Below are 24,044 nucleotides of genomic sequence, written 5' to 3'. Positions count from 1 at the left end.
GGCGGTCCAATCACCAAAAGGTTAGGACGGACGATGCGGATCGGCGGCTGGATCGGATTGGGGGGCTTGCTTGTCGCGGGGGCGACGACACCGGCGGTGCCGCAGATCGGCCAGGCGCTGAAGATCGCGCGCAACAACCAGCCGCCGCCCTTCCCGTTCGACCCGCGCAAGGCGCCGCCGGCGCCGGATTATGCAAGAGCCTCGAACTGGGCCGCACTGCCCACGACGCGCGACGAGGCTGATGTGACGCCGCGCGGCGTGACCGCGATCGACCAGCGTAGTGCCGACGCCGATGTCTTCTTCATCTATCCGACCGTGCTGATGAGCCGCACGCAATGGAATGCCGATGTCGGCGACGCAGCACTCAATCGCAAGATCGAGGAGACGACGATCCGCGCCCAGGCCAGCGTGTTCAATGGTTGCTGCGCGATCTATGCGCCGCGCTACCGCCAGATGACACTCGGCGGTTACATCAAATGGTCGGCCAACAGCGAAGCGGCGACCGAGCTGGCCTATGGCGATGTCGCGCGCGCCTTTCGCTATTTCCTTGCCAATCACAACAAGGGCCGGCCGTTCATCATCGCCGGGCACAGCCAGGGATCGCGGCTAGGCCGGCTGCTGATCGAGCGCGAGATCGACGGCAAGCCGGTCGCGCGGCGGATGATCGCGGCCTATCTGATCGGCACCTGGATCGAGAAGGACTGGTTCAGCCGCCTGCGCGACGTGCGCGCCTGCGCCCAGGCCTATGACACCGGCTGCGTCGTGACCTGGTCGACCTATGCGCAGGGACGCAATGCGTCGCTGCAGCGGGTGAATATCGGGCGACAGTCTAAATACGCGCCCGAGACGAAGATCCGGCCCTATGCCGGGATCAATCCGTACAGCTGGAGCACCGGCGACGCGATGGCGCCCAAGGCGATGAACAAGGGCGGCTGGCTGTACGGCACGGGCGCTGCCCCAGCCGCTGCCGTACCCGGGCTGGTCTCCGGGCGGATGCGCGACGGCGCGCTGTACATATCGCCGCCGGGCAAAGCCTATACCGACCTGATGATCCCGTTCGGCAACTTCCATAATGTCGATTACAATGTCGCCTATATGAACCTGCGTGAGAATGCCTGGGTGCGGCTGGGCGCGTTCTGGAAGCAATAGGTTCCGCCGCCCACGCGGTCGCGCTATAGGGAGCGGGAATATACCCCGAGGAATCCTCATGTCCCTTCGTCCGTGGCGTGACATCACGCGCCGCCAGAGCCGCCAGATCATGGTCGGCAACGTCCCCGTCGGCGGCGACGCGCCGGTCACCGTGCAGACGATGACCAATACGCTGACCTCCGACGCGAAGGCGACGATCGCCCAGATCCGCCGCTGCGAGGAGGCCGGGGTCGATATCATCCGCGTGTCCTGCCCCGATGTGGAGAGCACTGCGGCCCTGAAGCAGATCGTCCGCGCGAGCCGCGTGCCGATCGTTGCCGATATCCATTTCCATTATAAGCGCGCGCTCGAGGCGGCCGATGCGGGCGCCGCCTGCCTGCGCATCAACCCCGGCAATATCGGCTCGTCGGACCGGGTGCGCGAGGTCGTCAATGCGGCCAAGGCCAATGGTTGCGCGATCCGCATCGGCGTCAATGCCGGCAGCCTGGAAAAGGACCTGCTCGAAAAATATGGCGAGCCCTGCCCCGAGGCTTTGGTCGAATCGGCGCTCGATCACATCAAATTGCTGCAGGACCATGATTTCCACCAATTCAAGGTCGCGGTGAAGGCATCCGACCTGTTCCTGGCGGTCGCCGCGTACCAGCAGCTCGCCGAAGTGGTCGATTGCCCGCTGCATCTCGGCATCACCGAGGCGGGCGGGTTCGTCGGCGGCACGGTGAAGAGCGCGATCGGCATGGGCAGCCTGCTCTGGTACGGCATCGGCGACACGATCCGCGTCTCGCTTTCGGCCGAGCCGGAAGAGGAAGTGCGCGTCGGCTTCGAGATCCTCAAGAGCCTCGGGATTCGCAACCGCGGCGTGCGCGTCATCTCCTGTCCGAGCTGTGCGCGCCAGGGCTTCGACGTGATCCGCACCGTCCAGGCGCTGGAGGAGCGGCTCCAGCATATCCGCACGCCGATGTCGCTGTCGGTGCTCGGCTGCGTGGTCAATGGCCCCGGCGAAGCGCGCGAAACCGATATCGGCCTGACCGGCGGCGGCAACGGCAAGCATATGGTCTATCTGTCGGGCGTCACCGACCATACTGTGTCGAGTGCCGACATGCTCGAACATATCGTCAAGCTGGTCGAGGCCAAGGCGGCGGAGATCGACGCGGCGGACGAAGCGCGCGCGGCGGCCTGAGGCTTTAGATAGTATTTGAATGCTGTTTCCCCGGCCTTCACCGGGGAAGCACTTAGGATTGCCATTAGGACATTATTTGCCATCGCTCTTAGCCCCGGCCTAACGCCTGGCGGCTACAGCGGGCGGCATGAAGATCGCGCTTGCCATCATGGCCGTGACGGGCATCGCCATCGGCCTGGCCGTCCCGACCGCCAAGCCCAAGGTCGCGGCCGCTCCGGCTGCGCAGCCGGAGGGCGCCGTGCCGGTCAGGGACGTGCCGGTCGAGACGGTGCTCGACCGCAGCCCGAGTGGGTCCTTCGTGGCGATCGCCGACGTCAATGACGAGCCGATCCGCTTCGTGGTCGATACCGGCGCCGACACCGTCGCGCTGACGGTGGAGGATGCCAAGCGCGCGCATATCGTGTTCGACCCGTCGCAATTCCAGGTCGTCGGCCGGGGCGCTTCGGGCGACGTGCGCGGGCAGGAAGTGCGGATCGCCGACATCGTGCTCGACGGCAAGCGCGCGACCGATGTCCGCGCCGTGGTGCTGGAGGGAAGCGACATGTCGCTGCTCGGCCACACCTATCTGCGTCGCCTGAAAAATGTGCAGATCAGCAACGACAAGATGACTCTGCGCTAGCCCGAGCCGGCCTGTGCCGCACTGCCGTGCAGCAGGGGGGCGAGGGATGCGAAGTCGTCCTCCGCGCTCCCGGTCGCAAGCGCCCGGCGGAAGAGCGTATCCATCGCGTCCGGTATCGCGGCATTCAAGCCACGCTCTTCGCATGCTTCGAGCAAGTGCTGAAACGCACCATAATGGGCACCCAGCGACGCCAGCGTTTCGTCGTCGCCGGCAAAGCGGCGGGCGTGTGTCCGGCCGATCACATCGTAGAGCGCTGCATCGACAACCGGCTTGAAGGCAGTGAAATGACTCTCGAACGCCCGCAGGTCGAGGCCCTCCGCCGCAGCGACCGCCATGCCCTGCAGCGCTCCGAACAACCCGCCCCACATCTGAGTCAGCAAGGCGGTGTCGAGCGCCGACGCCTGGCCCGGCGCCTCACCGACAAATTGCGTATTGCCGCCGAGCGCCAGGAGCAGGTCCTTGTGCCGTTCATAGACCTCCGGGCGACCCGAATAGAGCAACGACGTGTCCGGCTTGCCGATGAAATCCGGCGTGGCCATGATCGCCCCGTCGAGATAGCTGCCGCCCTGCTGCTCGACCCAGTGCGCCTCGTCGCGCGCCAGGCGCGGCGAGCCGGAGGTGAGCTGCACCACGGTTTTTCCGCGCAGTGTCGCCGCCACCACGTCCTGTTTCAGCAGCGCATCGCTGGCGGTGTGATCCAGGACATTCACGATCACGACATCCGCGGCGCGGACCCCGTCCTCCACGCTCGCGGCCAGTGTCGCCCCGAGTTCGACCAGCGGTGCGCATTTTTGCCGGGTCCGATTCCACACCTGTACGGGATGGCCGCCGGCGAGCAATGTCCGGACGATGGACGAGCCCATCCGGCCCGCGCCGAGAACGCAGACAGTCGATTTCATTTGTCATCTCTCCATGGGCGGCCGCCTGTCACGATACGGTCGAGAGCGTTTGCCGCGCTGAGTGAGAAGATATAAATTTCGCTGAAGGTGAGAAGTACGCACCTTCAGGTAAGCGCCCAAAATCGAAAGAAAGGGATCTGACAATGAGGCGGAAGGAACCGGACAGCTGCGGCTTCGCTGCCGCCTTGGAAGCAATTGGCGGCAAGTGGAAAACCTCAATCCTGTGGGAGCTGCATTTGCGCCCGCACCGGTTTGCCGAACTGCGCCGGTCCTTGGGCGGCGTCAGCGAAAAGATGCTCGCTCAGCAATTGCGGCAGATGGAAGCCGACGGACTGGTCAGCCGCTGCGACCATGGCGAGGTGCCGCCGCGCGTGGATTATTCGATCACGCCGCTCGGCCTGAGCCTGAACGAAGCCGTCACCGCGATGTCGGCATGGGGAAAATATCACGAGACGTGGAAATCCGGGCGGCAGGAAGCGGCCTGATCCGAACCGGCAGGACCGGGCAGTATGTGCCCGCGACAGGCGTTTCCCCCTGTTATCCGCCGAAAAAAACGTCACCCCTGTTATGTTGGATTTCGGGTGAGATTTATCGGCTCGTTTTCAAGGACTTGAGCTTCATGACCCCTGTTATCCGTAACAGCGGTGGAACAGCGGCGGAACAGGGGTCGCAGGTGCCGGAACAGGGGTGCCGGATGTCCAGGATGTCCAACGATGAGAAATAGCGCGCCGGCATGCCGGAAGCATCCCGTTCGCCGGCACGCTGTCACAAGTGGATCAGCGATTGAATCGCCAAGTGGTCCGCCGGATCGGCATTCGTTGTGGTGACGTGACGATTCCGCGCCGCTATCGCATCGGGTATGAAGCCAAGCACCACCGCCTTCGCGATCGCGACACTGGGCATCGCCCTGTACTCGTGCATGGACGCGCTGATGAAGGGGCTGACGCTGGCGATCGGCGCCTACAACACCTTGCTGTGGCGCAGCCTGGCGGGGGTGGCGATCAGCGGCGTGCTGTTTCTGGCGACGCGGACCGCCTGGCCGGCAAAGGCGGTGATGCGCGTCCATCTGATTCGCGGCAGCGTGTCGGCGGTCATGGCAGTGACCTTCTTCTGGGGGCTGGCGCGGGTGCCGATGGCGCAGGCCGTGGCGCTGGCCTTTATCGCACCGCTGATCGCGCTGTTCCTCGCCGCGGTACTGCTCAAGGAACATGTCGGGCGGACCGCGATCATCGCTTCGCTGCTGGCGATCGCGGGCGTGGGCATCATCCTGGCTGGCCAGGCCCGCGCCGAGCTTGGGCATGAGGCGCTGCTCGGCACCATCTCCATCCTGATCTCGGCGGTGTGCTACGCATACAATATCATCCTGATGCGGCAGCAGGCCCAGCTTGCCGGGCCGATCGAGATCGCCTTTTTCCAGAGCGTGATCGTTGCGGTGATCCTGGCACTGGCGTCGCCCTGGCTCGCCGTGGTGCCGGCGCTCGAACATGTACCGGCGATCGCAGGCGCTGCGCTGCTTGCGGTCGGCTCGCTGCTGTTGCTCAGCTGGGCCTATGCGCGCGGCGAAGCGAGCTATCTCGCACCGACCGAATATACCTCGTTCTTGTGGGCCGCATTGCTCGGCTGGCTCGTCTTCGGCGAAACCGTTTCGCTGTTCACGCTGGCCGGCGCCGCATTGATCATCATTGGCTGCGTGATCGCAGCGCGGCGCCGTCCCGTTCCCATATCCAATGTGGAGGCTGCGCTATGAGCATCACGATCCGTCCTGCCGTTCCCACCGATATCGCCACGATCCTGGGGTTCGTGCGCGAACTCGCCGAGTTCGAGCGCGAACCCGATGCGGTGACCGCGACCGAGCCGCATCTGCACGACGCGCTGTTCAATTCGCCTCCGGCGGCCGAAGCGATCATCGCCGAGCAGGACGGCGTGCCGGTCGGCATGGCGGTGTTCTTCCATAATTTCTCGACCTGGACCGGGGTGCGCGGAATCTGGCTCGAGGATCTCTATGTCACGCCGGCCGCGCGCGGATCGGGCGCTGGCAAGGCATTGCTGGTTCATCTCGCCGGACTGGCGGTCGACCGCGGCTGTGCGCGGTTCGAATGGGCGGTGCTCGACTGGAACGTCCGCGCGATCGATTTCTACCGCGCGATGGGCGCCGAGGCGATGGAGGAATGGACCACGCAACGCGTCTCCGGCAACGCACTCGTCAAGCTGGCCGGGCGCAGTTGATGGCCTGGATCCTGCTGATCATCGGCGGCTGTTTCGAGATCGGCTTCACCACCTGCCTTCGCTATGTCGATGGCTTTCGCAATCTGCCCTGGACCGCCGGCTTTCTCGTCTCGGTCACCTTGTCGATGGGGCTGCTCGAAGTCGCGTCGCGAACCATTCCGATGGGGACGGCCTATGCCGTCTGGGGCGGAATCGGCGCGCTTGGCACGGTGCTGGTCGGGATCGCCTGGTTCGGCGAGCCGGCGACGCTGCCGCGGCTGCTGCTGATCCTCGGCGTGGTCCTGTGCATTGCCGGGCTCAAGCTGACATCGGGGCATTGAGAGGAGGACTGGATGGCATTGGATACCGGACTGGTCGATTGGGTCACCGAGGCGATGGCGCCGGTCGGTACGGTGACGATGCGCCGCATGATGGGCGGTGCGACGCTCTATCTCGACGGCATAGTGTTCGCGATCGTTGGCCGGGAGGCGCTGTGGTTCAAGGCGGATGCGGAAAGCGACGCGGCCTGGGATGCGGCGGGTTGTGCGCGCTTCACCGTCGAGATGAACGGCGAGCTCAAGTCGATGAATTATCGGCGTGCGCCCGACGATGTCTATGACGATGCCGATGCGCTCAGGGAATGGGGCGGGCTGGCGGTGGCGGCTGGGCTGCGCGCGCCGCCCAAGAAAGCCAAAGCTAAAAAGAGCGGCGTGAAAAAAGCCGGGGCGCGAACGACGCGATAAGCGCGGCGATCAGCAGCGCGACCCAGGCGAGTGCGAAAGCGCTCATCATGCCGCCTATCGGGAAGATGGTCAGGCCGTACAGTGCGTACAGCCCACCACCGAGCAGGATCAGCCCAAAGACAACGGCGAGCCATTTGCGGCCTGTGATCAGCGCCACGCCGATGCCCGCCGTGCCGAGTGCCAGAAACGCGAATTTGACATGCACCGCCCACCACAAGGGATCGAGCAGCGCCTGGGTGCCGGGCAGGTCGCGCAGGATTGTGTAGAGCAGTACGCCTTCGATCTCGTCACTGAGTCCGGCAATCGCCAGTGCGGCGATGGTCAGCGTGCGCAGCATGCCGCGCTTGCCCGTCGCCAGCGCACCGAGAATCAGGAAGGCCGTATAGGCGGGGATGAAGCCGAATTCGTCGAGCAGCAGGCCGGTCTTTTGCGCTGCGACCAGCGCCGACCGGCAGGGGTCGCTGCCGAACAGCAGCGCCACCTCGGCCGGTGTGCGCACGAATTCGAACGCGATGATCGGGGTGAGGTCCCCGATCGGACCGCACGCGACCAGACCGGGGATTTGACCGAACAGCCAGGAACAGAGGAATGCGACGACACCTGCCGCCGCGCACCACCGCCAGGCTGCCCGGTTGCTCAAGCCGGTTCCGCGGCCTTGGCCACCTTGGCTGCCTCGATCGCCTCGACCACGATGCGGCGCGCTTCCTCGGCATCGCCCCAGCTGCCGATCCGGACCCATTTCTGCGGCTCCAGATCCTTATAGTGGGTGAAGAAATGCTCGATCTGGGCGAGGACGATCGAGGGCAGATCGCCGCGCTCGCCGACATCGGTGTAATAGGGGAAGGTCGTGTCGACCGGCACGGTGATCAGCTTTTCATCGCCGCCGGCTTCGTCTTCGAGCTTAAGCACGCCAATCGGCCGGACGCGCACGACGCTGCCCGGAATGAAGGGCGAGCGGGCGATGACCAGCGCGTCGAGCGGATCGCCATCGGGCGACAAAGTGTGCGGTACGAAGCCGTAATTGGCCGGGTAGCGCATCGGCGTATGCAGAATGCGGTCGACGAACAGCGCGCCCGATTTCTTGTCGAATTCATATTTCACCGGCTCGCCGCCGACCGGCACCTCGATGATGACGTTGAGGCTGTTCGGCGGATCGTCGCCGACCGGAATCATGTCGATACGCATATCATTCCTTTGGAAATCGTCGTTCGCCGCGTCACCGCGGCATCAGAAGCTTATCCAGGCCACCCTCTCCGGAGCCGATTTTTTCCAGGCGCGGATAGCGCGGCCCGCCATGATAGTCGATGGCGATGGTGTCGATCCGTTCGCCATTCTTGACCAGCAGCCGGATCGGGTCCTTCGCCGTCTTTGCCGTGACGATCGCCGCCTTGAGGATGGTGTCGCTATAGGCGAGGTCGTTGACTGCCAGCACCTTGATGCCGATGTCGAGGCCCGCTTTATAGGCCGGGCTGTCCCAGCCGACCGCGGTGATTTCCGCATCCTTGTCGATCACCAGCCCCAGTGAATAGGTCAGGTCGGTCTTCTTTCCGGTCATTTCGCTGTTCTTGAACGCCAGCGTCGGCTCATCGGTATAGATCAGCTTGTAGCCGTTCGCGACGAACCCGCCGAGTGGCGCGGGTGCGCCGGTTTCGTTGATCCGGGTGCCGAGGAAGCCGTTCCAGTCATAGGGCTGGATGGCATTGAGCGTCGCAACCACGTCGTCGAAAGTATAGGTCACCTGGCCCCAGTCGCCGTCGTTGATCCCGAAAAACGCCTTCGCGAAATCGTCGATCGATTTGGTCCCGCCGGACTGTTTGCGCAGGATCGAATCGACCTCCATCCAGATCAGCAGGCCCTCATTGTAATAATCCTCGGAGCGCTGATAGCTGGTCCAGCCCTTGGGCTTGCGCTGCGACATCACTGGATCGTTGGTCGTGTCGACCATCGGCCGCCAGTCGCGCGCCGGGCGATTGTCGAGGCTGGCCAGGATCGAGGCGTACATGTCGAGCGTATCCTGTTTCGACACGATGCCGGAGCGCGCCTGCAGCACATAGCCCCAGAATTGCGTCTGGCCTTCATAGACCCATAACAGGCTGCCGCGCATCGGCGTGCGGAAGTCGGGCGTCCACAGGTCGGCGCCGCGGCGGAACTTGCCGTCCCAGCTATGGGTGAATTCGTGCGGCAACAGATTGCGCGACCCCGGGCCGTCCTTCCATTTAGTGAAATAGCCCGGCTTCACCCCGTTTTCGGACGAGCGGTGATGCTCAAGCCCGATCCCGCCCAGTTCGTCGGTGATCGAGAGCAGGAATTCATAATTGTCGTAATGCTGCGCGCCGAAATTCTTCACCGCCTGCTCGACCAGCTTCTTGTGCGCATCGATCTGTTCGGGGGTCGCGACCAGTTCCTCGGGCGTGTCGGCGACCACGTTCAGATTGACGCGCGGACTGAGCGCCCAGCGCTTGTAATAGCGCCCGGCCAAAACGGGGGAATCGACCAGCACCTCGTAATTGGTCTTTTCATAGGCATAGGTCGATCCGACCGCCTTGGCCGTCAGGGCCGACGCGGCGGTCCAGCCATCGGGATATTTCACCGTCGCCTTGATCGGAATCTGGCGTGTGAAATAGCCCGCCGGATACAGGCTCATCGAGTTGAACTGCAGGCTGAGCATCTTCGGCGTCATGACGATGCGGCCCTGATCCGTCTTGGTCGCCGACAGGAATTTCAGGCTGATATCGAGCGCTTTCGCGCCCTTCGGCACGTCGATATGGAAAGCGAAGACATCGACCGGGTCGCGCTTCCACGGCACCGGCTTGCCGTTCGCGGTGATGAACAGGCCGGCGAGCTTCTCGATCTCGCCGCGCGGGCTGTGCGCGCCGGGGAGCCATTTCGGATAGAGCAGCACCATCGGGCCGGCTTCCTTGACCGGGATGCTTTCCCTGACCGTGAAGATGCCGCGCCTGGTATCGGTGGCATCGACGTCGAGCGTGATCGTGCCGGGATAGGCGATGTCGCGCGCCGCCGGGATGGTATCGACAAAGGGCACCGGCTGCGGCTTCGAATTCTCGGCGAGCGCGGGGGTGGCGGCGGAGGCGAGCATCGCGGCGGTGATAAGCGGACGGATCATCAGGAGCGGGGCCTTTCGGCAAAGGGGAGGTTGTGCGTGGCTTAAGCCCCCGAGGCAGCGGGCGTCCACCCCTTCAGCCGCTCAAGTGCCGTTTGATCCGGTCGTGCGAACGGGAGATACCTCAGCCGCCCAGCACGTTGATGGTGAAGGCAAGCACCCCGATGTTGAACACGAAGGCGGCAAGGCAATGGCCGATCACCACGCGGCGGATGCGCGGTGCGGTGATCTCTACGTCCGAGGTCTGGAAAGTCATGCCGAGGGTGAAGCTGAAATATACGAAGTCCCAATAGTCGGGCTCGGAGCATTTGGGGATATCGACCCCGCCGCTGTCCTTGCCGGTGCCGTTGTCGAGGTAGAAGAGGTGCGCATAGTGCAGCGCATAGATTGTGTTGGAGAACAGCCAGGCGAGGATCAGCGTGACGACGATCAATGCGGTGCCAAAGCTGGTGCTCTTGCCGCCCATCATCTCGCTCACGACCGAAACCAGGATCACGATCGTCACCGTGGCGGTGATGGCAAGCAGCAAGGCGCGGTTGGCGTCATTGTCCTTGGTATGGGCGCGCATCGCGTCGGCCTTGCTTCCCAGCAGCGGCGTGACCAGGGCCAGGAACGCGGCGGCGGCGATATCGAATGCCGCCATCGTGCCCAATCCCTTGCCCAGTGGCGGGATCAAAATGGCGAGGCCGATGACGAACAGGATAGCAAAGGCAAGGAAGCGCGGCGGTGCGATCCTGTTGCCGAGCTGCAGACCCGAGTTTTTCGCTGCCATGCCGAAGGTCTAGCGCTCCTTCCCGCGCTCGCATAGAGAGCAGCCGCAAATGGCACGTATCGAAACCCCCAAGCGCATTCGCGGCACCCAGGACATCTTCGGCGAGGAGCAGCGCCGCTTCGCGCAGGTCATCGACACGTTCGAGCGGGTGCGGCGACTTTATTGTTTCCAGCGCGTCGAGGTGCCGATCTTCGAATCGACCGCCGTGTTCGCGCGCTCGCTCGGCGAAACGACCGATGTCGTGTCGAAGGAGATGTACAGTTTCGAGGATCGCGGCGGCGATTCGCTCACCCTGCGGCCCGAATTCACCGCCGGCATCGCGCGCGCCTATCTGACCGAGGGCTGGCAGCAATATGCGCCGCTGAAGCTCGTCGCGCATGGGCCGGTGTTCCGCTACGAACGCCCGCAAAAGGGCCGTTACCGCCAGTTCCACCAGATCGACGCCGAGATCATCGGCGCGCCCGAAGCGGCGGCGGATGTCGAGTTGCTGGTCTTGGCCGATCAGCTGCTGCGCGAGCTCAAGATCGATGACGGTGTGACCCTGCAGCTCAACACGCTGGGCGATGCCGAGACGCGCGATGCCTGGCGCGCGGCGCTGGTTACCCATTTTGAGCAGCACGAAGGCGATCTGTCGCAGGACAGCAAGGACCGGCTAACCCGCAATCCGTTACGCATCCTCGACAGCAAGGATCCGAAGGACCGACCGATCGCCGAGGCCGCCCCCGATATCGACGCCTATCTGACGCCCGAGGCGGGCGCGTTCTTCGAAAGCGTGGCCAAGGGTCTGGATGCGGCCGGCGTCGCCTGGACGCGCAATTCGCGGCTGGTGCGGGGCCTCGATTATTATCGCCACACCGCGTTCGAATTCGTCACCGACCGGCTCGGCGCACAGGGCACGGTGCTTGCCGGCGGGCGTTATGACGGGCTGATCGGTTCGCTAGGCGGGCCTGAGACGCCGGGGATCGGCTGGGCGGCGGGGATCGAACGGCTGGCGATGCTGCTGGACGAGCCGGCGGTCGAGAAGGTCGACGCAGTGATCGTTCCAATGGGTGCCGCCGCGGAAGCGCGAGCGCTGGCTATCGTTGCCGATTTGCGTCGGGCCGGGGTCGCCGTCGACATGGCGTATCGCGGCAACATGAAGCGGCGGATGGCGAAAGCGGATGCGCAGGGTGCGCGCTTTGCCGTTATCCTTGGCGACAATGAGCTCGAAAAGGGCGTCGCCGCCGTCAAGGAACTGGGCCCCGGTACGCAGAAAGAAGTGGCGCTCGACGCCCTGGCGGAGGCGCTGCGTTGACGATTGAAGGCCGGCCGGCCGCATGACCGGCATCTCCGCAGCACGGATCGCGCAGATCGAGGCGCGGCGCGACGAGTTGCAGGCGCAGATGGCGACTGGCGACTTGCCCTCCGACCGCTTCGTCGCGGTGTCGAAGGAATATGCCGAACTCGAACCGGTCGCGCGGGCGGCGGGCGAAGTGCGGCGGTTGCGCGCCGAGCTCGAAGTGCTTGCAGGCATGGAGAATGACAGCGATCCCGAGATCAAGCAGATGGCGCGCGAGGAGATCGAGGCGATCCGCGCGACCCTGCCCGCCGCCGAGCGGGCGTTGGCACTGTCGCTGCTGCCGCGCGATGCCGCCGATGAGCGTGCGGCAATGCTCGAAATCCGCGCCGGGACCGGTGGTGACGAGGCGGCGTTGTTCGCGGGCGACCTGTTCCGCATGTATCAGCGCTATGCCGAGCGCCAGGGCTGGCGGGTCGAGCTGATCTCCGCCTCAAGCTCCGAATCCGGCGGGTTTCGCGAGGCGATCGCCTCGGTCGAGGGCAAGGGCGTGTTCGCGCGGCTGAAGTTCGAAAGCGGCGTGCACCGCGTGCAGCGCGTCCCCGCGACCGAAGCGCAGGGGCGGATCCATACCTCCGCGGCGACGGTGGCGGTGCTGCCCGAGGCGGAAGAGGTCGACGTCAAGATCGACGACAAGGATCTGCGCATCGACGTGTACCGATCGTCGGGTCCCGGCGGGCAATCGGTCAACACTACCGATTCCGCGGTGCGCATCGTGCATATCCCGACCGGGCTGGTGGTGATCCAGCAGGACGAAAAATCGCAGCACAAGAACAAGGCCAAGGCGCTGAAGGTCCTGCGCACCCGACTTTATGAGGCAGAGCGCGAGCGGCTGCACAATGAGCGCGCCGGCGCGCGCAAATCGATGGTCGGATCGGGTGACCGCTCGGAGCGGATCCGCACCTATAATTTCCCGCAAGGCCGCGTGACCGACCACCGCATCAACCTGACCCTGCACCGCCTGCCCGAGATTCTTGAGGGCGAGATGGACGAGCTGGTCAGCGCGCTGATCGCCGAGGACGAGGCCGAACGGCTGGCGACGCTGGATGCGGCCTGATCTCTTATTCCCCTCCCGCTTGCGGGAGGGGCTAGGGAGGGCCTGTCCCGCCCATGGTGGCGCCTGTGACAGGCCCTCCCCCGACCCCTTTCGCAGGCGGGAGAGGAGTCAGGGCGGCGCTCGCCAAGGCGGCGACTGTCTTCGCCGCCAGTTCGCAAACGCCGCGCCTCGATGCCGAGCTGCTGATGGCCCATGCCCTTGGCATGTCGCGCGAGAAGCTCCTGCTCAACCATCTAGACGCCGCCGTGCCGGAAGCCTTTGCCGCGCTGGTCGCGCGCCGCCTCGCGCATGAGCCGATCGCCTATATCACCGGCAGCCGCGCCTTCTGGACGATCGACCTCGCCGTCGGCCCCGGCGCACTGGTGCCGCGCGCCGATAGCGAGACGCTGATCGAGGCGGCGGTCGCGCATTTCGGCGATCGCGCCCCGAGCCGGATCCTCGATCTGGGGACAGGGCCTGGCACGCTGCTGCTCGCCGCCCTGTCGCAATGGCCCGGGGCGAATGGGCTCGGCATCGATGCATCTGACAAGGCGCTTGGCTATGCCGCGATCAATGCGCGCAATCTAGAGATGGGCGATCGTGTGTCCTTCAGGTTCGGCAATTGGGCCAAGGGTCTGGAGGGCGAATTCGACCTGATTCTTGCCAATCCACCCTATATCGCGACCGGCGACACGCTCCCCGCCGAAGTGCGCGATCATGAGCCGGCCGGGGCGCTGTTTGCCGGCGCGGACGGGCTCGACGATTACCGCATCATCGCGCCGCAGCTTCCCGCCTTGCTCGCACCGGATGGGGTCGCCTGTATCGAGGTCGGTGCCGGGCAGGCGGCGGCAGTGGCCGAATTGCTTGGTGCGCAGGGGCTGGCGACGGGAATTCGATCCGATCTGGGTGGAATCGAGCGCTGCGTGACCGCTCGCCTCTCCTGAACGGGGAGGCATATCGCCCGCGTATGGAACGCAGCCGAAATGGAATCTGATCTCAAGCTTCGATTGGAAAACTCAGGCCCCTGCTAATGCCGGGTTTCGAACCGGTCCGCCGGGGGAGAAGTCATGTCCAACGTCACGCGCTCGATCAACATTCAGGTTTCGAACGCCGCACATCTGAACATCTGTTCGATCAACGATTTTACCAGTGGCACGGCGCTGTCCGCGACCAACCAGAATATCGCGCCGATGAAGCATCAGAGCTTTACTGGCAGCAACACGTCCGAGGCGATGTCCGGAACGCTCGCATTCCATCAGAATAATTATCAGGGTCTGGAATGCCTGACGGTCGCGTATTGCGCGTCGTCGCAGGCCGACAATACCAGCCTGTCGATCACACCGATCGCCGCCTTCGCCGCCTCGATCTCGAGCGAGACGATCGGCGCCAGTTCGGTCGTGGCCAATATCACGCTTTATGACGGGCGGCCGCAGCGGGAAGGGTCGACGATCATGATCATGTCGCTGACCGCGACGCCGATGACGATTGCCAACGCTTTCTCGTATGTCTTTGCTGACCTCACCAACGCGATGTTCAACACCGGGGTGCGCAATGTCGATGGCATTGCGACGGTATCCACCCATATCACGAGCTCGGTCGGGGCGGGCATGCCGCCGGCGATCCATTATTACGACCTGACCGGCGGGCAGCTCAAGACCATGGTCGCGATGTTGAGCAGTTGCTGGATGACCGGCGACGCTACCAAATGTGCCGCGCCCGACGCCTATCTGATCGGCTTGCTGAAAGGCTTTATCAGCGCGACACCCAGCCCGCCGATGTTGTGGATTCCCGAAATCGATTATGCCGCGACGAAGGGAAAAGCTGCGGTCTTCACGCTGAGCGGTTATGCCGGCCTGTCATTCTTCGATGGCGGGAACTGGAACCAGACCGCGGTCGACACTTTCCTGACATTGCTGGTCGCCGGCGCCCATATCGTCACGATCTGCGCGACGAACGATGTTGGAGGCTATAATCGCAACCGTGACTTCTATGCCTGGTTCAATGGTTCCAGTGCCTGGGGCCGTCCGGATGGCGGTACGTCGCATTATTGTTCGCCGCTTAGTACCACCAACACGGCGCGCTATTATCTGAACATCACTGGCGAGACCATGCCGGCGACGGTCGCCTATGATTATGTCGATGAGGCGATCGGGCCGGCGGGCATACTCAATGCCTTCATGACCGGAAAGACCGTGCCGGACGCGACCGATGGGGGCGATTACAACGCGTATATCCAGCTCGAGGGGTGGCAGCAGCAGGGCATGACCGGCGGCACGCGGCACATGGCGGATTATTCGAGCTTCAAGGATACGCGCTGGAACATGTCCACCTTTGCGGCGTGTCCGTACAGCGAGACGCGGGCTACGGCGGTGTTCCTTGCGCCACCGGGCTGGCAGCCCTTGGTCACCAAGACGATCGGCATGATGCCCTATGTCGGTGCTTATGGGAGCGAGTGGATCAACGAGGGCGCGGCGCACCAAACGGTCGATGGGCCGTATCCGCCCGACTGGATGCATCCCGACCTCGTCGGAATTCCGGCCGATGCGGCGCCCCTGTCGAGCGCCTATATCACGGTGCACACCAGCCACGCCTCCTGAAAGCGAGTTCCTTGAACTTGTCCCCACGCGGTAACATATTTCCGCTTGGAGATTGGCGCGCCAGCCGCTATTGAACGGACAGGGGCACGCGCTTTCACCATAACTGGTTGAAAACGGGCTGTTGCCCATCTCCTTCGTCATGGCACCGCTGCAGTCCGGCGGTCGTGGCAGGCTCGTTTCGCCGAAGGTCGGCGAACACAGGCCAAGGAGCATTGCATCCACATTGTTGCGGAGCACTAGCCGGTTGGTTTCGAAGGACAGGACAACAGCACTTGATTAACAATAATCGTCAGGCCGGCCGCCGTCGCGGTCGTGGCGGGCAGCAACAGCGCCCGCAGGGTAATTCGGGCCGCCCGGATAATGGCAACCGTATCGACAACCGGGCGCGCGGCAACGCGAGCCAGCTGCTCGAGAAATACAAGACGCTGGCGCGCGACGCACAGATGCAGGGCGACCGCGTCAACACCGAATATTATCTGCAGTTCGCGGACCATTATTTCCGCGTGCTCGCGGAAACCCGGTCGCGCTTCGAGGACAACCGGCGCCAGAATGGCGGCGCGGCGTTCGAAGAGGACGAGCAGGAATATGACGAGGACGGCGAGCCGATCGCCCGCGTCGAGCCGCAGCAGCGTCCGCACGACCGTAACCAGGGTGGCCAGAACCAGGGCTATCAGGGCAATGGTGGTCAGAACGGCAACGGCCAGTATGACGATGATCGTCGTCCGGCGCGCGGCAATGGTAATGGCGGGGGTAACGGCGGGGGCAATGGCGGCGACAATGATCGCGCCGATCGTGCCGATCGCTATGTCCGCGACGATCGCGGCGATGACCGGCCCAACAACGACCGGCCCAATAACGATCGCCAGAATGGCGACCGGCCGCAGCGTCAATCCAACGACCGGGGCGACCGCTACGAGCGCAACGACCGGAACGCGAACACCGATCGCGGCGACCGCAACGGCAATGAGCGCGTGAATCGCGCACCCTACGCACAGGACGAGCAGGACGTCGCCCCGGCGCGTCGCGAAACCCGCGCTCCGCGTGTGGACCGCGCACCACGCCAGGACGAGGCCCCGCGTCAAGAGACTGCGCCGCAGCCCGAAGCGGCTCCGATTCAGGAGGAACCACGGCGGCGCGGCCGCCCGCGGCGCGATGCTGCGCCGGCCGTAGTCCGGGAAGAGGCGCCGATGTTCGAGCCGGATCGGCTGCCGCCGTCGCTCGGCATCTCGGCGATCGTGCCCGACGCCGAGCCAGTGCCCGAGAAGAAGCCCCGGGCACGCCGCACGCGTGCAGCGACGACTGACGAGTCGACCGCCGTCGAGTAATTGGCCGACGACAATGAACCGGCAAAGGCCGGCCCGGCATCCGCTGGGCCGGCCTTTTCCTTTTATACCCTGCGACTTGCCGTTGACCTGTCACCATTGCCCTCTAGCATGGCCCCCGAGAAGCGATCGGGGAGAGTGGGAATGCGGTACTGGATCGGCACGGCGGCACTGGCGCTACCCCTGATCGCTCAGGCTCCGGCTCAGGCGCAGACCGCCGCCCCGCAGACCGCCAATCCGCTGGCGGCCAATGCTCAGGGCGATGTCGCGGTCACGATCTATCAGAACGGCCAGTCGCTGGTGCAGGATGTCCGGCAGCTCGATCTCGACGCCGGCCGGACGCGGCAGGATTTCCCCGACGTCTCGGCGCAGATCCGTTCCGAGACGGTGACGCTTGGCGGGCCCGGCATCGGTATCGTCGAACAGAATTTCGATTACGACCTGCTCTCGCCCGATAAATTGATGGAGAAAGCGGTCGGCTCGGTCGTGACGATCGTGCGCACCAACCCGGCAACCGGTGCGGAGACGCGCGAACAGGCGCGCGTGCTGGCGGCCAATGGCGGCATCGTGCTGCAGATCGGGAGCCGGATCGAAGTATTGCGCGACGACGGCCTGCCGGTCCGCGTGATCTTCGACAAGGTGCCGGAGAATCTCCGCGCCCGCCCGACTTTGTCGGTCACGCTGCAGGTGGCGAAGGCGGGCCGGGTGCCGGCGACGCTCACCTATCTGACGCCGGGCCTCGGCTGGACCAGCGACTATGTCATGCTGTTCGACGAAGCGAAGGGCGCGATCGATGTGCAGGGCTGGGTCACGCTGACCAACAGCACCGGCACCACCTATCGCAATGCCGATGTGCTGCTTGTCGCGGGCAATCCCAATCGCGGCGCGGGTGGTTTCTCGCAGCTTGGTGATGCGACGCTCGAGGTGGCCGGCACCGAGACGGGGCCGCGCGAAAAGCTCGGCGACTATTATCTCTATCCGCTGGGCGAGCGCACGACGATCGCCAACGCACAGCAGAAGCAGGTCAGCTTCCTGGATGTGAAGGGCGTCGCCGCGCGCAAGACCTATGAATGGACCAATGGCTGGCTCGAAACCCAGGCCGAGCCGCGCAGCGCCGCGACGGTACTCAAATTCTCCACCTCGCGCACGGGCGGGCTCGGCGATCAGCTGCCGGCGGGCACGATCCGCGTCTATATGCGCGACAAGCGCGGCGATCCGCAGTTCATCGGCGAGAGCCGCGTCGCCGCCGCGCCGATGGGGTCGCAAATGTCGATCCGCACCGGCGAGGCGTTCGACGTGAAGGGCGCGGCAGTGGTGGTCGAGCGCAAGCGCCTGTCGTCGTCGCGCTGGCGCACATCAATGCGCTATGATTTCTCCAACGCCCGACCGGATGCGGTGACCATCGACCTGGCGCAGAACGGCCTGTGGGGCGATGTCCGCGTCATCGATCAGAGCATCACCGGCGAGCGCGTCTCGGCCGACCGGATGGAATGGAAGGTGCCGGTTCCGGGCAATGGCAAGGCGTCGGTGACCGTGGTGTTCGACACGCGCTATTGATCCGATGCACCGCATCGCCGTCCTTTCCGCGCTTTTTCTAACCGCGGCGCCGGCTGCGGCGCAGACGCCCGTCGCTTCGCAAGCCATCGTCAATTCCGAGCGCGTCGATAAGATCTCGGTCACGCTGTATCGTGAGCCGGGTCGCGGCGAGCGGGCGATCGGCCCAGGCTGGCCGGGCGGCTATGCGCTGATCACCGAGACGCGTACGATCACGCTTCCTGCCGGCCGCTCGACGATCCGCTTCGCCGGGGTTTCCGAAGGCATGATGCCGGAAACCGCGATCGTCACCGGCTTGCCGCGCCGGGTGAACGAGAAGAATCGCGATGCGCGGCTGCTCGGGCCGGCGACATTGGTCGATGCCTATCTGAAGCGCAGCGTGACGATCCGCCGCACCAGTCGCGCCACCGGCAAGACCACCACCGAGGAGGCTGTGATCCAGTCCGGGCCGGCTGGCGGCGTGGTGATCACCACGGCTGCCGGCGCAGAGGCATTATCCTGTTCGGGCTTGCCCGAATCGCTGTCCTATCCCGGCGTGCCCGGTGACCTGGCCGCCAAGCCGACACTGTCGGTCACGACCGACAATGCCGTGGCGGCGACGGCGACGGTGCAGCTTTCCTATCTGGCGCAAGGGTTTGACTGGTCGGCCAATTATGTCGCGCGGATCGGCGATGACGGAGAGACGCTCGACCTGTTCGCCTGGCTGACCGCCGCCAATGGCGGCAGCCAGGGTTTTGCCGATGCCGATACCCAGGCGGTTGCGGGCGGCCTTCACCGCGAAGCGGCGGCGCGGCTGCCGAAAGGACCGGCGCCGCAGCTGCATCTGAAATGCTGGCCGATGGACATCACCAGCACCTATCCGAAATGGAGCATCGAGCGGGCGCCGCCGCCGCGCATGGACGAAGAGAGCGAAGATCTTGTCGTGACCGGGTCGCGCCGCGAGAGGATGATGATGCGGGCAATGGCACCGCCGCCGCCGCCGCCTCCCCCTCCGCCGCCAGCGCCGGTAGTGATGGCGCAGCAGGAGGAGCTGGGCGACCTGAAGCTGTATCGTATTCCAGAGCCGGTCACTGTTGCCGCCCTGAGCCGCAAGCAGGTGGCGATGATCGATCGCAAGGGGGTGCGCTTCGACCGCATCTATACCGGCGACTTTGGCAATTGGCGCTATCGCTCGGCCGGCGAAACGCCGCCGATTGCGGCGAGCCTGGTCCTGCGCACCGAGAATCTCGATACCAAGGGCCTCGGCTTGCCTTTGCCCGCGGGCCGGGTGGCGGTGTTCGAATCCGCCCGTAATGCGCCGATGCTGGTCGCTGAGAGCAGCCTGGCGGATCGCGCGATCGGTGAAGAGGTCGAATTCGGCGCCGGCGCAAGCAACGATATTCGTTTCGTAACGGTGGCACTGCCTGCGACGAAGCAGCGCGCCGCTTTCAAGGTGCGGGTGACCAATGCACGAGCGACACCCGAGACGTTCGAGCTCGCCTTACCGGCCAAGGTCGATTCGGCCAGCGACAAGCTGATTCAGCGCAAGGGGCGCAAGGCCTGGCGAGTCATGGTGCCCGCCAATGGGAGTGTATCACTCGACCTGGCATTCGATCGGCGCGGCTGAGGTGCGGCGCATCGCTCCTCTGCTCGTCCGGGTCGCTTTCGCGCCGGCGCTGACCCTGCTGGTTGCGGCGCTGCCGGCCAGTGCGCAAATGCTGGTCCAGTCGGAGAAGATCGATGCGATCTCCGTCACGCTTTACCGTGATCCCGGCCGCAGTCAGGGCGCGGCCGACGGCAATTGGCCCGGGGGCTATGCGCTGATCACCGAAACCCGCACCATCACGCTTCCCGCCGGCCGCTCGACGATCCGCTTCGAAGGGGTTTCCGAAGGCATGATGCCGGAAACCGCGATCGTCACCGGCCTGCCGCGCCGGGTGAACGAGAAGAATCGCGATGCGCGACTGCTTGGGCCGGCAACGTTGGTCGATGCCTATCTCAAGCGCCGCGTGACGATCCGCCGCACCGACCGCGCCACCGGCAAGACGACGATCGGCGAGGCGGTGATCCAGGCCGGGCCGAATCGCGGCGTGGTCCTGACCACCGCCGAAGGGATCGAAGCGCTGGGTTGTTCGGGCCTGCCCGAAGCCTTGTCCTATCCCGGCGTACCCGAGGATCTTGCGGCCAAGCCGACCCTGTCGGTCGTGACCGATACGGTGACCGCAGCGACGGCGACGATCCAGCTCTCCTATCTCGCACAGGGCTTTGACTGGTCGGCGCATTATGTCGCGCGCGTCGCCGATGACGGGGACACGCTCGACCTGTTCGCCTGGCTGACGGTGGTGAATGGCGGCAGCCAGGGCTTCGCCGCCGCCAATACCAACGCGGTGGCGGGCGCGCCGAACAAGGAAGCCAATCAGCCCTTGCCCAAGGGCCCCGAGCCGGCGCTTCATCTGAGCTGCTGGCCGATGGACAATACCAGCACGCATCCGGGCTGGGGGATCGATCCTCCAGCCCGGCCGGAGCCGGTGCCGGTGGCGATGATGGCCTATGGCGCGGACATCATCGTAACCGCCCAACGGAGAAGCGGCTTGATGGCCGAATCGGCTGTGCCGGTCACTGTTATAATGGCCAAGCAGGAGGAACTCGGCGACCTCAAACTCTACCGCATCCCTGAACCCGTCACGGTCGCGGCGATGAGCCGCAAGCAGGTGGCGATGATCGATCGCAAAAGGTTCGGTTCGACCGTGTCTATACCGGCACGTTCGAGGCATTCGACTATGACGCGGATGGCGACGGGCCCGAAAGCGAAGCGGCAACGCGAGTCCTGCGCACCGAGAATCTCGAGGCCAAGGGCCTGGGCCTGCCACTGCCCGCGGGCGGAGTTGCGGTGTTCGAACGGGCCGGCGGCGACTCGCTGCTGGTCGGCGAGAGCGACCTGGCCGACCGCGCGATCGGCGACGAGGTGGAATTCGGCACCGGCGAGAGCAGCGATGTACGCTACCGGATCGTCGCCAAGCGCCCATCCGAGCGGCGCAAACCCTATCGCCTCAGCGTTACCAATGCACGGTCGACGCCGGAAACGTTCGAACTGATCATTCCCTACAAGCTGGCAAATGCCAGCGCCAAGCTGGTCGAGCGCAAGGGGCAAAAGGCCTGGCGCGTCACAGTCCCGGCCAATGGCGAGGCGACGCTCGATTTCGCGTTGAAGCTGGAGACCGGGCGGTAGCGCCCGGTTCCCGGCCTAGTCGATATCCTTGACCGATTCGTCATGGCCGGTGCCCGAGCTGAGGAATGCCAATCCCATCAGTGCGGCGGCAAGCATGACCGAGCCGCCGACGCCGCCGATCGTCGCCAGGATCGCGATCCACGACAGCGGGCCATAAAAATGATCGAGCCCGACGATCGCGACAGCGATGACGATCGCCGTGGCGAGCCCCATCCATGCCAGGATACGGCGGAACCGCCGCCAGGCGAAGGCGGCATAATCGGGATCATCGAGTCCGGTGGGCGTGCTCATGCTTGCGCTTTGCCCCGCAAAGGTGGAATCCTCAACCGCCTCGAAGACTCGGGAAAAACGGGCTGGGCAAAGAGGAGACGAACCATGACGATCGCGGCGATCCTGGGCGGCAAGGGCCGGGAAGTCATATCGGTGACGACGCAGCAAAGCGTGCGTGAAGCGGTTGCCCTGCTGGCGCAGCGACGGATCGGTGCGGTGCCGGTGATGGACGGGGCCAATGTCGTTGGCATCTTTTCCGAACGCGACGTGATCCATGGGCTGGAGGCGCATGGCGCCGCCGCACTCGACGCCAGGGTCGGTGATGTCATGACCTCTCCGGCGATCACCGTCGGGCTATCCGAAGCCGTGATCGGCGCATTGTCGCTGATGACGCGGCGGCGGATTCGCCATTTGCCGGTGGTCCAGGACGGCCAGGTGGTCGGGGTGGTGTCGATCGGCGACCTCGTCAAATATCGCATTGACCGGATCGAGGCCGATGCGGAAGCGATGCGCAGCTATATTCAGTCTGCCTGAAGCGGCTGTTTGCGTACCACCGCGATCAGTTCGCGAACCACCTGGCGTGCGAAGACCATCAGCCAGGCGCCATAGACGGCCGCGCCGGCCGTCACGAGAATCGCGAGGCGCGGTAACGGGCCCATCGGCGGCAGGGCTGCATCGACCAGACGGACGGCGAGCGCCATGCCGATCGCCGCGAACAAGGCCGGAGCGATGGCATCGGCCAGGGCGCGAATCGAGGTGCCGATCACCGGAAGGGATCGCCACAGGCTGATTGCGAGATAGAGCGGATAGGCGGCGATCCAGGCCCAGGCGATTCCGGTCGCGCCCCAGCGCACGCCGATCATGAAGGCGATCGACAGCAACACTGCGCCGACCGCGCCGTTGCTGACCCCGATCCCGGGCTTGCCGAGTGCGTCGCAGGCCGGCGAGAACAGGATCTGCAAGGTCATGAATGGCATCGCGAGCGCCAGCAGATGGACGACCGGAACCGCCTCGGCCCATTTCTCGCCCAGGACGGTCAGCACCAGCGGCTCACTGGTGACGGCAAGACCGAAATAGAAGGGCAGGGCCGCGACCATGATGATTCGCACGCTGCGCGCAAAGGCATTCGCCACGGCTGCGCCGTCATGCTGGATCCGGGCATAGGCGGAGAAAGCGATCTCGTTCAGCGGCGGCACGAACTTCGATACGAAGATCTGCGTCAGGAACAGGCTGGTGGTATAGATGCCGAGCATGTGCGGGCTGAAATGCCGGCCGGCGATGAACACGTCCGCCTGGCTCTGTGCGAACCAGAAGAGCTGGCTCGCCGCCATCACGCCGCCATAGCGTGCCAGGCCGCCCGCACCGCGAAAGTCGAAGCTCGGCCAGACCAATGAGTTCGCCGCGATGGTCATGCCGACCGCACGCACCGTGAACAGCACGATCGGCGCGAACACCAGGGTCCAGACGCCCCAGCCCGCAAGCGCACCACCGAGCGCAGCGACCGCACTGGCGACCGAGGCGATGATGTTGACCCGTGCCTGAAGCCGGAACTCCATCGAGCGCGACAGCAACGCATAGGGGAGCGCAATGAATGGGGTGGTGAGATAGAGCAGTGCCTGCACGCGCAGCAGGTGCGCGACAATGTCCTGGCGGTAATAGGCGGCAGCGAGCGGGGCGAGCAGGAACTGCGCGAGGCCAAGACCGAAATTCAGCAGGATCAACATGCCGAACAGCTGACGAATCTCGCGCTTGCCGATCTCGGCCTGCTGGATCAGCCCGCTGGCCAGGCCATAGCCGTTGAGCATGTTGAGGAAGACCATGATCACGCCGGTCATCGCGAACAGGCCGTAATCATGCGGGTCGAGAATCCGAATCACCAGGAATGTCGCGGCCCACATGACGAGCTGAGCGACGATCTGGCTGCCGGAACGCCAGATTACGGCACTTCTGACCTGATTCCCGAGCGATTCGGGGGACTGATTCGGGGCTGGGGCGGTCGTTTCCATGATTTTGGAGGTAGCAGCAAAGCCTTTAAA

24 protein-coding genes are annotated in these 24,044 nt (G+C 64.8%); 17 read left to right on the top strand and 7 right to left on the bottom strand.

Translation table 11 applies throughout. The features are described from left to right. Nucleotides 1-33: 33 nt before the first annotated feature. The 3 genes from H3Z74_RS18875 to H3Z74_RS18865 all read left to right on the top strand — a co-directional run bounded on the left by H3Z74_RS18875 (nt 34) and on the right by H3Z74_RS18865 (nt 2,945). A complete protein-coding gene (locus H3Z74_RS18875; protein ID WP_187761093.1) occupies nt 34-1,149 on the top strand; it encodes a DUF3089 domain-containing protein in 1,116 nt (371 codons plus the stop codon). A gap of 58 nt (nt 1,150-1,207) precedes the next feature. Further along, nucleotides 1,208-2,326, top strand: coding sequence for a flavodoxin-dependent (E)-4-hydroxy-3-methylbut-2-enyl-diphosphate synthase (gene ispG / locus H3Z74_RS18870; protein WP_187761092.1), 1,119 nt, complete (start codon nt 1,208-1,210; stop codon nt 2,324-2,326). A 127-nt stretch (nt 2,327-2,453) separates the two neighbouring features. Then, nucleotides 2,454-2,945, top strand: a complete 492-nt coding sequence (locus tag H3Z74_RS18865) for a retropepsin-like aspartic protease family protein (RefSeq protein ID WP_187761091.1) — start codon at nt 2,454-2,456, stop codon at nt 2,943-2,945. On the opposite strand, the gene H3Z74_RS18860 is transcribed toward H3Z74_RS18865, so the two are convergent. Continuing rightward, complete coding sequence (locus H3Z74_RS18860; RefSeq protein ID WP_187761090.1) at nt 2,942-3,844, bottom strand: NAD(P)-dependent oxidoreductase; 903 nt, start codon at nt 3,842-3,844, stop codon at nt 2,942-2,944. The genes H3Z74_RS18865 and H3Z74_RS18860 overlap by 4 nt on opposite strands. A gap of 143 nt (nt 3,845-3,987) precedes the next feature. Between H3Z74_RS18860 and H3Z74_RS18855 the strand changes: the two genes are divergently transcribed. The 5 genes from H3Z74_RS18855 (at nt 3,988) to H3Z74_RS18835 (ending at nt 6,792) form a co-directional block, all read left to right on the top strand. After that, nucleotides 3,988-4,329 carry a winged helix-turn-helix transcriptional regulator gene (locus H3Z74_RS18855; protein WP_187761089.1) on the top strand — a complete coding sequence of 114 codons (342 nt, stop codon included), beginning with the start codon at nt 3,988-3,990 and terminating at the stop codon, nt 4,327-4,329. Nucleotides 4,330-4,703: 374 nt separating this feature from the next. Next, the gene (locus H3Z74_RS18850; RefSeq protein ID WP_187761088.1) at nt 4,704-5,591 is read left to right on the top strand and encodes a DMT family transporter; all 888 of its coding nucleotides are present in this window, start codon (nt 4,704-4,706) and stop codon (nt 5,589-5,591) included. Then, nucleotides 5,588-6,070 carry a GNAT family N-acetyltransferase gene (locus H3Z74_RS18845; RefSeq protein ID WP_187761087.1) on the top strand — a complete coding sequence of 161 codons (483 nt, stop codon included), beginning with the start codon at nt 5,588-5,590 and terminating at the stop codon, nt 6,068-6,070. Before H3Z74_RS18850 ends, H3Z74_RS18845 begins: the two co-directional genes overlap by 4 nt. Beyond that, the gene (locus H3Z74_RS18840) at nt 6,070-6,390 is read left to right on the top strand and encodes a DMT family transporter (RefSeq protein ID WP_187761086.1); all 321 of its coding nucleotides are present in this window, start codon (nt 6,070-6,072) and stop codon (nt 6,388-6,390) included. The genes H3Z74_RS18845 and H3Z74_RS18840 overlap by 1 nt, the downstream gene beginning before the upstream one ends. A 12-nt stretch (nt 6,391-6,402) precedes the next feature. Beyond that, entirely contained in the window at nt 6,403-6,792 is a 390-nt protein-coding gene (locus H3Z74_RS18835) for a TfoX/Sxy family protein (protein ID WP_187761085.1), read from the top strand. Here the strand turns inward: H3Z74_RS18835 and H3Z74_RS18830 are convergent. The 4 genes from H3Z74_RS18830 to H3Z74_RS18815 form a co-directional block, all read right to left on the bottom strand. Then, complete coding sequence (locus H3Z74_RS18830; protein ID WP_187761084.1) at nt 6,746-7,432, bottom strand: hypothetical protein; 687 nt, start codon at nt 7,430-7,432, stop codon at nt 6,746-6,748. The two genes, H3Z74_RS18835 and H3Z74_RS18830, sit on opposite strands and share 47 nt — an antisense overlap. Beyond that, nucleotides 7,429-7,977: an inorganic diphosphatase gene (gene ppa / locus H3Z74_RS18825; RefSeq protein WP_187761083.1), complete on the bottom strand. Its 549-nt coding sequence runs from the start codon at nt 7,975-7,977 to the stop codon at nt 7,429-7,431. The genes H3Z74_RS18830 and ppa overlap by 4 nt, the downstream gene beginning before the upstream one ends. A gap of 31 nt (nt 7,978-8,008) precedes the next feature. Further along, on the bottom strand, nt 8,009-9,916 hold the full coding sequence (locus H3Z74_RS18820) for a M61 family metallopeptidase (protein ID WP_187761082.1): 1,908 nt from the start codon (nt 9,914-9,916) through the stop codon (nt 8,009-8,011). 121 nt (nt 9,917-10,037) lie between these two features. After that, on the bottom strand, nt 10,038-10,685 hold the full coding sequence (locus H3Z74_RS18815; RefSeq protein WP_187761081.1) for a DUF1345 domain-containing protein: 648 nt from the start codon (nt 10,683-10,685) through the stop codon (nt 10,038-10,040). A 49-nt stretch (nt 10,686-10,734) separates the two neighbouring features. Here H3Z74_RS18815 and hisS point away from each other — a divergent pair, with 49 nt between their 5' ends. The 8 genes from hisS to H3Z74_RS18775 all read left to right on the top strand — a co-directional run bounded on the left by hisS (nt 10,735) and on the right by H3Z74_RS18775 (nt 21,604). Then, nucleotides 10,735-11,979 (top strand): histidine--tRNA ligase, encoded by a 1,245-nt coding sequence (gene hisS / locus H3Z74_RS18810; protein ID WP_187761080.1) that lies wholly within the window; start codon nt 10,735-10,737, stop codon nt 11,977-11,979. A 22-nt stretch (nt 11,980-12,001) separates the two neighbouring features. Beyond that, complete coding sequence (prfA, locus tag H3Z74_RS18805; RefSeq protein WP_187761079.1) at nt 12,002-13,078, top strand: peptide chain release factor 1; 1,077 nt, start codon at nt 12,002-12,004, stop codon at nt 13,076-13,078. A gap of 53 nt (nt 13,079-13,131) precedes the next feature. Then, the gene (gene prmC, locus H3Z74_RS18800) at nt 13,132-14,001 is read left to right on the top strand and encodes a peptide chain release factor N(5)-glutamine methyltransferase (protein ID WP_187761078.1); all 870 of its coding nucleotides are present in this window, start codon (nt 13,132-13,134) and stop codon (nt 13,999-14,001) included. A gap of 123 nt (nt 14,002-14,124) precedes the next feature. Continuing rightward, entirely contained in the window at nt 14,125-15,654 is a 1,530-nt protein-coding gene (locus H3Z74_RS18795; RefSeq protein WP_187761077.1) for a hypothetical protein, read from the top strand. Nucleotides 15,655-15,926: 272 nt separating this feature from the next. Then, the gene (locus H3Z74_RS18790) at nt 15,927-16,979 is read left to right on the top strand and encodes a DUF4167 domain-containing protein (RefSeq protein ID WP_229726674.1); all 1,053 of its coding nucleotides are present in this window, start codon (nt 15,927-15,929) and stop codon (nt 16,977-16,979) included. A gap of 141 nt (nt 16,980-17,120) precedes the next feature. Continuing rightward, on the top strand, nt 17,121-18,533 hold the full coding sequence (locus H3Z74_RS18785; protein WP_187761076.1) for a DUF4139 domain-containing protein: 1,413 nt from the start codon (nt 17,121-17,123) through the stop codon (nt 18,531-18,533). 4 nt (nt 18,534-18,537) lie between these two features. Further along, complete coding sequence (locus H3Z74_RS18780) at nt 18,538-20,136, top strand: DUF4139 domain-containing protein (protein WP_187761075.1); 1,599 nt, start codon at nt 18,538-18,540, stop codon at nt 20,134-20,136. Next, nucleotides 20,093-21,604 carry a DUF4139 domain-containing protein gene (locus H3Z74_RS18775; protein ID WP_229726673.1) on the top strand — a complete coding sequence of 504 codons (1,512 nt, stop codon included), beginning with the start codon at nt 20,093-20,095 and terminating at the stop codon, nt 21,602-21,604. Before H3Z74_RS18780 ends, H3Z74_RS18775 begins: the two co-directional genes overlap by 44 nt. A gap of 149 nt (nt 21,605-21,753) precedes the next feature. On the opposite strand, the gene H3Z74_RS18770 is transcribed toward H3Z74_RS18775, so the two are convergent. Then, nucleotides 21,754-22,029, bottom strand: a complete 276-nt coding sequence (locus H3Z74_RS18770) for a hypothetical protein (protein ID WP_187761074.1) — start codon at nt 22,027-22,029, stop codon at nt 21,754-21,756. A gap of 84 nt (nt 22,030-22,113) precedes the next feature. On the opposite strand from H3Z74_RS18770, the gene H3Z74_RS18765 reads away from it, so the two are divergent. Continuing rightward, the gene (locus tag H3Z74_RS18765) at nt 22,114-22,542 is read left to right on the top strand and encodes a CBS domain-containing protein (RefSeq protein WP_187761073.1); all 429 of its coding nucleotides are present in this window, start codon (nt 22,114-22,116) and stop codon (nt 22,540-22,542) included. Here H3Z74_RS18765 and H3Z74_RS18760 read toward each other — a convergent pair. Further along, nucleotides 22,530-24,014, bottom strand: coding sequence for a lipopolysaccharide biosynthesis protein (locus tag H3Z74_RS18760; RefSeq protein ID WP_187761072.1), 1,485 nt, complete (start codon nt 24,012-24,014; stop codon nt 22,530-22,532). The two genes, H3Z74_RS18765 and H3Z74_RS18760, sit on opposite strands and share 13 nt — an antisense overlap. Nucleotides 24,015-24,044 lie beyond the last annotated feature (30 nt).

This window comes from Sphingomonas alpina (genome assembly GCF_014490665.1).
In the GTDB taxonomy this organism is placed as follows: domain Bacteria; phylum Pseudomonadota; class Alphaproteobacteria; order Sphingomonadales; family Sphingomonadaceae; genus Sphingomonas; species Sphingomonas alpina.
This window is presented reverse-complemented; position numbering and strand designations above follow the sequence as displayed.

Excerpts from the sequence above, each read along its gene's own strand:
- H3Z74_RS18875 (WP_187761093.1), top strand. The coding sequence starts at position 34 with ATGCGGATCGGCGGCTGGATCGGATTGGGGGGCTTGCTTGTCGCGGGG.
- ispG (WP_187761092.1), top strand. The coding sequence starts at position 1,208 with ATGTCCCTTCGTCCGTGGCGTGACATCACGCGCCGCCAGAGCCGCCAG.
- H3Z74_RS18865 (WP_187761091.1), top strand. The coding sequence starts at position 2,454 with ATGAAGATCGCGCTTGCCATCATGGCCGTGACGGGCATCGCCATCGGC.
- H3Z74_RS18860 (WP_187761090.1), bottom strand. The coding sequence starts at position 3,844 with ATGAAATCGACTGTCTGCGTTCTCGGCGCGGGCCGGATGGGCTCGTCC.
- H3Z74_RS18855 (WP_187761089.1), top strand. The coding sequence starts at position 3,988 with ATGAGGCGGAAGGAACCGGACAGCTGCGGCTTCGCTGCCGCCTTGGAA.
- H3Z74_RS18850 (WP_187761088.1), top strand. The coding sequence starts at position 4,704 with ATGAAGCCAAGCACCACCGCCTTCGCGATCGCGACACTGGGCATCGCC.
- H3Z74_RS18845 (WP_187761087.1), top strand. The coding sequence starts at position 5,588 with ATGAGCATCACGATCCGTCCTGCCGTTCCCACCGATATCGCCACGATC.
- H3Z74_RS18840 (WP_187761086.1), top strand. The coding sequence starts at position 6,070 with ATGGCCTGGATCCTGCTGATCATCGGCGGCTGTTTCGAGATCGGCTTC.
- H3Z74_RS18835 (WP_187761085.1), top strand. The coding sequence starts at position 6,403 with ATGGCATTGGATACCGGACTGGTCGATTGGGTCACCGAGGCGATGGCG.
- ppa (WP_187761083.1), bottom strand. The coding sequence starts at position 7,977 with ATGCGTATCGACATGATTCCGGTCGGCGACGATCCGCCGAACAGCCTC.
- H3Z74_RS18820 (WP_187761082.1), bottom strand. The coding sequence starts at position 9,916 with ATGATCCGTCCGCTTATCACCGCCGCGATGCTCGCCTCCGCCGCCACC.
- H3Z74_RS18815 (WP_187761081.1), bottom strand. The coding sequence starts at position 10,685 with ATGGCAGCGAAAAACTCGGGTCTGCAGCTCGGCAACAGGATCGCACCG.
- hisS (WP_187761080.1), top strand. The coding sequence starts at position 10,735 with ATGGCACGTATCGAAACCCCCAAGCGCATTCGCGGCACCCAGGACATC.
- prfA (WP_187761079.1), top strand. The coding sequence starts at position 12,002 with ATGACCGGCATCTCCGCAGCACGGATCGCGCAGATCGAGGCGCGGCGC.
- prmC (WP_187761078.1), top strand. The coding sequence starts at position 13,132 with ATGGTGGCGCCTGTGACAGGCCCTCCCCCGACCCCTTTCGCAGGCGGG.
- H3Z74_RS18795 (WP_187761077.1), top strand. The coding sequence starts at position 14,125 with ATGTCCAACGTCACGCGCTCGATCAACATTCAGGTTTCGAACGCCGCA.
- H3Z74_RS18785 (WP_187761076.1), top strand. The coding sequence starts at position 17,121 with ATGCGGTACTGGATCGGCACGGCGGCACTGGCGCTACCCCTGATCGCT.
- H3Z74_RS18780 (WP_187761075.1), top strand. The coding sequence starts at position 18,538 with ATGCACCGCATCGCCGTCCTTTCCGCGCTTTTTCTAACCGCGGCGCCG.
- H3Z74_RS18775 (WP_229726673.1), top strand. The coding sequence starts at position 20,093 with ATGGGAGTGTATCACTCGACCTGGCATTCGATCGGCGCGGCTGAGGTG.
- H3Z74_RS18770 (WP_187761074.1), bottom strand. The coding sequence starts at position 22,029 with ATGAGCACGCCCACCGGACTCGATGATCCCGATTATGCCGCCTTCGCC.
- H3Z74_RS18765 (WP_187761073.1), top strand. The coding sequence starts at position 22,114 with ATGACGATCGCGGCGATCCTGGGCGGCAAGGGCCGGGAAGTCATATCG.
- H3Z74_RS18760 (WP_187761072.1), bottom strand. The coding sequence starts at position 24,014 with ATGGAAACGACCGCCCCAGCCCCGAATCAGTCCCCCGAATCGCTCGGG.